Origin of the sequence: Archangium sp. (assembly GCF_036389735.1) — a bacterium.
Taxonomy (GTDB): Bacteria; Myxococcota; Myxococcia; order Myxococcales; family Myxococcaceae; genus Archangium.
Window position 1 is genome coordinate 1 of sequence record NZ_DASVWK010000287.1, and the last position, 5,659, is coordinate 5,659.

Here is a 5,659-nt window from a genome sequence, read left to right on the forward strand (position 1 = left end):
TCAGCACATAGGCCCGGAACATTCGCATCTTGTCGGTCACGAGCCCGTCGGCCAGCAGCACCGGCCAGCTGTGGTTCATCAGGCTCAACGCCGCGCCCAGATGGCCTTCCCGGCAGAGGATGACGACCTCGGGCAGCACCACGAAGGAGACCCTTCCACCAAAGCGCCGGTGGGCTTCGTCGAGCCAGCGCCGGGCCCTCCGGGTCTCTCCCAACATGGCCAGGCTCAGCGCGAGGTACCCGGCAAGCGCGACCCCGTCCATCCGCATCCTGCGCGGCAGCGGCTCATCCATGAGCGGCTCCATCAGGGCCACGGCCTCCGCGTACTCCCCCTGCTGGAGGCGGCACACCCCCAAGGCCGCGAGCGCCATCACGTGGCGGGTCCCGGACGCCTCCCGGGCCGCCCTCCGGAAGCCCTCCTCCGCCTCCTGGAATCGTCCCTTGCTCACCAGGTGGCGGGCCTTGTGGAAGCCCTGGAACCAACGGTGCACCCGCCACCACTGAAACAGAAAGGCGGTGAACAGCAGCGCGCCCAGCAGCAGCACGCAGCGGGCAATCCACACGAGTACGTCCAGGCGCGGTGAGGCGGACAGCAACCACTGCATGGCGGGGCTCCAAGATGACGGCGGAGGTTCGGTGCCCGAACCTACCGCGAACGTCACCCCGAGGTCACGCGGGAGCGGGCGCCGTCCGGGGCGTGGGCTCCACGCCCAGCAGCCGCGCCAGCTTGGGCCGTATTCCGAAGGAGCCCAGCAGCGCCTCCAGCTTCGCGCGCGCCTGCCGGTTGTCCTTGTGCACCCGTCGGCCGAGGATCAGCTCGTTCTTCAGCGAGTGCTCCCAGCCCGTCAGCTCCGTCACCGTCACCTGGTAGCCGTAGGCCTCCAGCGTCAGCGCGCGGATGACGTTGGTGAGGTGGCTGCCGAACTCACGCCGGTGCCACGCGTGCTGGTAGAGGAGCCCCAGCGTCGGCTCCACCGCCTGCCGGCTCTCCTTGAGCAGCGTGGCCACCTCGGCCTGACAGCACGGCACCACCGCCACGTGGTCCGCGCCCTTCTGGACGGCCACCGCCAGCGCGTCATCCGTCGCCGTGTCGCACGCGTGCAGCGCGGTGAGCAGGTGCAGGCGCTCGGGCCACTGCGCCGTCTCCAGGTGCGCCGTCTGGAACTCCATCCGCTTGAAGCCCAGCCGCTCGGCGCGCTCCTTCGCCCGCTGCGTCAGCTCCGCCCGGCCCTCCACGTTCATCAGGGTGCCGCCCTCGGCGTCCTTGAGGAACAGCTCGTAGAGGATGAAGCCCAGGTATGCGTTGCCGCTGCCCGCGTCCACCACCACCGGCGCGCCGTGGCGCGACTGGATGTCCTCCATCGCCGGCCGCAGCAGGCCCATCAGGTGGTTGACCTGCTTGAGCTTGCGCAGGGCATCCGCGTTGAGGTTGCCCTCGCGCGTGAGCAGGTGCAGCTCGCGCAGCAGCTCCTTGGACTGGTCCGGCAGCAGCTCCCGCCGGACCTGCTGGCCTTTGACCTGTCGCCTCAGACGGACACCACTTCGCTGACCTCGGGGACGAGCTCACGCAGGCGCGACTCGATCCCCATCTTCAGCGTCGCCGTGGACGAGGGGCAGCCGCTGCACGCACCCTTCATGTGCAGGTAGACGATGCCCTCCTCGAAGCGGTCCAGGGTGATGTCGCCTCCATCCTGCGCCACCGCCGGGCGGATCTCCGCGTCCAGGATCTCCTGGATGCGCGTCTCCACCGAGCCGCTGGCGCCCACCGCGGCGCGCGCCGCCGCGAGCACCTCCTCGTTCACCGCCGGCAGCCCCGCGCTCAAGTGCTCGTCCAGCGTGGCCATCACCGCGTCATTGAGTTCGTCCCACTCGCCCTCGTCCCCCTTGGTGACGGTGACGAAGTTGCTGCCCACCATCACCGCCGCCACGCCCTTGATGCTCATGAGCTTGAGCGCCAGCGGCGACTTCTCCTCCGCCGCCTGCTTGCTGGTGACGTTCACTGCCCCGGACGACACGAGCCGCCGGTCCACCACGTACTTCAACGTGCTGGGGTTGGGCGTCCACTCGAGCTGGATGTTCACCGACATGTGGAAATCTCTCCTGTGCCCTTCCTCTAAGCCGCCCGCCCGCCCCTGGCAACCCCGAGGTGCGGGGAACCCCTCCCCCACGAGTCGCTTTATCTGACAATCAGATTCTTACTGGATTTCAATGATTGCCGGACGGGACATGATAAGCTGAGAGCACGGTTGGACACCCGACCGGGGAGACGTCCCGATGGAAAGCCCGAGCCTCCTGGCCCATACCCCCCAGAAGACGATGGCGCAGCCGCGCATCCCCTCGAGCGTCTTCGAGGGCCTGTTCGTGCGGGGCCTGGAGCCCAACACGCAGCTCGCCAAGGGGCTGCGAGCGGAGGGCTACGACCCGAAGTGCCCCGAGTTCGACTACCCCGTGCAGACGTGGAAGCGGTGCGTGGCGCTGGCCCGGGACGTCTGCTTCGCGGAGTTCAGCGACGCGGAGGCCTACCGCCTCCTCGGCCGCAAGCTGACCGAGGGCTTCGCGGACACCCTGGTGGGTCGGGTGGCCGCGGTGGCGCTGCCGATGATTGGCGCGGGGCGCGTGGTGGAGCGGCTGCCACGCTACCTGGCGATGATGGGGCGGCCGGACCTGGACGTGCAGCTCGTCCCCCTGGGCGAGCGGACCCGGCGCGTTACCATCCCGGACATCCACAACCGCCCGGAGTTCATCGCCGGGGCGATGGAAGTGGCGCTGGAGCGGGCCCACGCCCAGCCCATCATCTCCGTGGAGGACCGCTCGCACCTGGGCTTCCGCCTCCTCATCCGCTGGTAGAGGCCCCCCCATGTGGTAGAGGACACCCCATGGCCTACCCTCCCCGACTCGCTCACCTCGCCACGCGCTCGGTGGTGGTGGCGAAACTGACGCCCACCTATGCGCGCGCCCACAACATCGACGAGGAGGAGGCCGCCCAGCGCCTCTCCCAGGCCCTCCAGGGCCGGCTGCTGACGTCGCTGCTGGAACAGGCGTGGACGGCCATGCGCGGCAAGGCCAAGCGGCTCGACGACGAGGGACTGGTGGAGAAGGTGGCCGCCACGCTGAGCGACAGGCCCCAGCGGCCCGGACGCACGGCGGAGCTGACGCCCGCATGGAGCGCCTTCCTCGTGCTGGCGGACCTGGAGGCGGGCACCGCCAGCGAGGCCGCGCGCCGGGTGATGGAGTCCCCCGAGGGCCGGCAGCGGGCCCAGGCGGGACTGGCCGAGGTGGGCAGCTTCCTGGCCGCCGAGCTCACCCGCGGCCGGTAGACACCTCGCGCCGGGCAGGCTGGCAGGCCCCAGGGTGGAGCGTTATAGCCTCCCCCCGCCGCCGATGTCCGACCCGCTGCCACCTACCCTGCGCGTCCACCGCGCCATCACCGAGCTTCCCCAGGGAGCCTGGGACGCCCTGCTCGATGACGCGGCCCGGCCCTTCCTGGAGTGGGCCTTCCTCGCGGCGCTGGAGGAGAGTGACAGCGTGGGGCCCCACTCGGGCTGGCACCCGAACCACCTCACCCTGTGGCGGGGCTCCCGGCTGGTGGCGGCGGCCCCGGCCTACCTCAAGGACGACAGCCAGGGCGAGTTCGTCGCCGATGGCACCTGGGCCACCGTCGCCGAGCGCCTGGGCGTGCGCTACTACCCGAAGCTGGTGCTGGCGGTGCCCTTCACCCCCATCACCGGCCGCCGCCTCCTGGTGGCCCCCGGTGAGGACCGGGTCGCCCGGGAGGCGGAGCTCGCCCGGGCCGCCCTGGAGTACGCCCGCGCCGAGGGCCTCTCCAGCGTCCACGTCCTCTTCTCCACCCAGGCCGAGGCCGCCACCCTGGTGTCCGTTGGCTACGCGCCACGCCTGGGTGTGCAGTACCAGTGGCGCAACGCGGGCTACGCTTCTTTCGAGGACTTCCTCTCCCGCTTCCATACCAAGCGGAGGAACCAGCTTCGCCGGGAGCTGCGCGCCCCCGCCGCCCAGGGCCTCACCCTGCGCACCCTGCGCGGCGACGCCCTGGCCGAGGTGGACCCGCTGGACGTGTACCGCCTCTACCTCTCCACGGTGAACAAGTACCCGTGGGGCCGGCGCTACCTCACCCCGGACTTCTTCGTCCGCATGCTGTCCACCTTCCGCCATGCTTGCGAGCTGGTGGAAGCCCGCCGGGAAGGCCAGCTGGTGGCGGGGGCCTTCAACCTGATGGGGCCTCGGGTGTTGTACGGCCGCTATTGGGGCTGCTTCGAGGAGCACCCCTTCCTGCACTTCAACGTGTGCCTCTACCACCCGGTGGCCGATGCCATCGCCCGGGGGCTGGAGCGCGTGGAGCCGGGAGCGGGCGGCGAGCACAAGCTCACCCGGGGCTTCGAGCCCACCCTCACCCATAGCGCTCACTTGCTCTTCCACCCAGGTGTCGATCGAGCGGTACGCTCCTTCCTGGAGCACGAACGGGCGGCCATGCTGGCTGGCCTGCCCCGGTGGCGGGCCGAAACAGGTTTCAAGCGGGGGCCGTTCGAGCCCCCTACTCATTAGAGGGAGAACATGTCCCGAGAGAAGTACGACCCGGATTCAAACGTCGCCACGGAGACGGTGCCGCAGAAGAAGCTCAAGCGGCCCACCCTCTACAAGGTGCTCCTGCACAACGACAACTATACGACTCGGGAATTCGTGGTGGCCGTCCTCAAGGAGGTCTTCCACAAATCCGAGACGGATGCCGTGCAGATCATGCTGCACGTTCATTACAACGGTGTCGGCGTCGCGGGCGTTTATACATTCGAGGTCGCCGAGACGAAGATCAGGATCGTGGAGGCAGCGGCGCAGGAGAATGGCTTCCCGCTGCGCCTCTCGATGGAACCAGAGGAAGGTTGAGACCGTGGCAGGACCGCTGATTGCCAAAGAGTTGCAGGCCAGCTTCCGGAACGCGATGGAGGAGGCGCGCCGGATGCGTCACGAATACCTGACGCTCGAGCACCTCCTGCTCGCGCTCACCAAGGACACCCGCACCCGGGAAGTGCTCAAGGGCTGCGGGGCCAACGTCAAGCGGCTCCAGGAGCGCCTGGAGGGCTTCCTGGAGGAGACCGTCGAGCGGCTGCCCGAGGGGGTGGACGCCGAGCCGCAGCAGACCATCGGCGTGGAGCGGGTGCTGCACCGCGCCGCCATGCACGCCCTGTCCGCCGAGCAGAAGTTCATCGACGGCGGGGACATCCTCGTGGCCCTGTTCCGCGAGGAGGAGAGCCATGCCCTCTACCTGCTCCAGCAGGAGGGCGTCACCCGGCTGGACCTGCTCAACTACATCTCCCACGGCACCACCAAGGACAGCGCCTCGGAGGACGAGGCCGAGAGCGCGCCCCAGGGGGGCATGCCCGGCGGAGATGACGAGGAGGAGGGCGCCCCGCGCAAGAGCCCCCTGGAGGCCTACACCACCAACCTCAATGAGGAGGCGAAGCAGGGCCGGATCGACCCGCTCATCGGGCGCGAGAAGGAGCTGGAGCGCACCATCCAGGTGCTGTGCCGGCGCCGCAAGAACAACCCGCTCTACGTGGGCGAGACGGGCGTGGGCAAGACGGCCATCGCCGAGGGCCTCGCGCTGCACATCCACGAGGGCCGGGTACCCGAGGCGTGGAAGAACGCGG

8 protein-coding genes are annotated in these 5,659 nt (G+C 69.5%); 5 read left to right on the forward strand and 3 right to left on the reverse strand.

Annotated elements, in window-relative coordinates; genetic code table 11:
• From VF794_RS10155 to VF794_RS10165, 3 genes are all read right to left on the reverse strand, one after another.
• Window positions 1–604: tetratricopeptide repeat protein (locus VF794_RS10155; protein ID WP_331109187.1), on the reverse strand; the 604-nt coding region annotated here is incomplete at its 3' end.
• A 64-nt stretch (window positions 605–668) separates the two neighbouring features.
• Window positions 669–1,529: an SAM-dependent methyltransferase gene (locus tag VF794_RS10160; protein ID WP_331109197.1), complete on the reverse strand. Its 861-nt coding sequence runs from the start codon at window positions 1,527–1,529 to the stop codon at window positions 669–671.
• Window positions 1,526–2,086 carry a NifU family protein gene (locus VF794_RS10165; protein ID WP_331109188.1) on the reverse strand — a complete coding sequence of 187 codons (561 nt, stop codon included), beginning with the start codon at window positions 2,084–2,086 and terminating at the stop codon, window positions 1,526–1,528. Before VF794_RS10165 ends, VF794_RS10160 begins: the two co-directional genes overlap by 4 nt.
• A gap of 187 nt (window positions 2,087–2,273) precedes the next feature.
• On the opposite strand from VF794_RS10165, the gene VF794_RS10170 reads away from it, so the two are divergent.
• The 5 genes from VF794_RS10170 to VF794_RS10190 form a co-directional block, all read left to right on the forward strand.
• The gene (locus tag VF794_RS10170; RefSeq protein ID WP_331109189.1) at window positions 2,274–2,846 is read left to right on the forward strand and encodes a DUF2378 family protein; all 573 of its coding nucleotides are present in this window, start codon (window positions 2,274–2,276) and stop codon (window positions 2,844–2,846) included.
• Window positions 2,847–2,875: 29 nt separating this feature from the next.
• Window positions 2,876–3,316 carry a hypothetical protein gene (locus VF794_RS10175; RefSeq protein WP_331109190.1) on the forward strand — a complete coding sequence of 147 codons (441 nt, stop codon included), beginning with the start codon at window positions 2,876–2,878 and terminating at the stop codon, window positions 3,314–3,316.
• A gap of 64 nt (window positions 3,317–3,380) precedes the next feature.
• A complete protein-coding gene (locus VF794_RS10180; RefSeq protein ID WP_331109192.1) occupies window positions 3,381–4,559 on the forward strand; it encodes a GNAT family N-acetyltransferase in 1,179 nt (392 codons plus the stop codon).
• A gap of 9 nt (window positions 4,560–4,568) precedes the next feature.
• Complete coding sequence (locus VF794_RS10185) at window positions 4,569–4,895, forward strand: ATP-dependent Clp protease adaptor ClpS (protein ID WP_331109194.1); 327 nt, start codon at window positions 4,569–4,571, stop codon at window positions 4,893–4,895.
• Window positions 4,896–4,899: 4 nt separating this feature from the next.
• On the forward strand, window positions 4,900–5,659 hold a 760-nt coding region (locus VF794_RS10190), incomplete at its 3' end, for a Clp protease N-terminal domain-containing protein (RefSeq protein WP_331109196.1).

What these genes read in the sequence shown, in the direction of transcription:
- VF794_RS10165 (WP_331109188.1), bottom strand. Translation starts at nt 2,086, where the DNA reads ATGTCGGTGAACATCCAGCTCGAGTGGACGCCCAACCCCAGCACGTTG.
- VF794_RS10170 (WP_331109189.1), top strand. Translation starts at nt 2,274, where the DNA reads ATGGAAAGCCCGAGCCTCCTGGCCCATACCCCCCAGAAGACGATGGCG.
- VF794_RS10175 (WP_331109190.1), top strand. Translation starts at nt 2,876, where the DNA reads ATGGCCTACCCTCCCCGACTCGCTCACCTCGCCACGCGCTCGGTGGTG.
- VF794_RS10180 (WP_331109192.1), top strand. Translation starts at nt 3,381, where the DNA reads ATGTCCGACCCGCTGCCACCTACCCTGCGCGTCCACCGCGCCATCACC.
- VF794_RS10185 (WP_331109194.1), top strand. Translation starts at nt 4,569, where the DNA reads ATGTCCCGAGAGAAGTACGACCCGGATTCAAACGTCGCCACGGAGACG.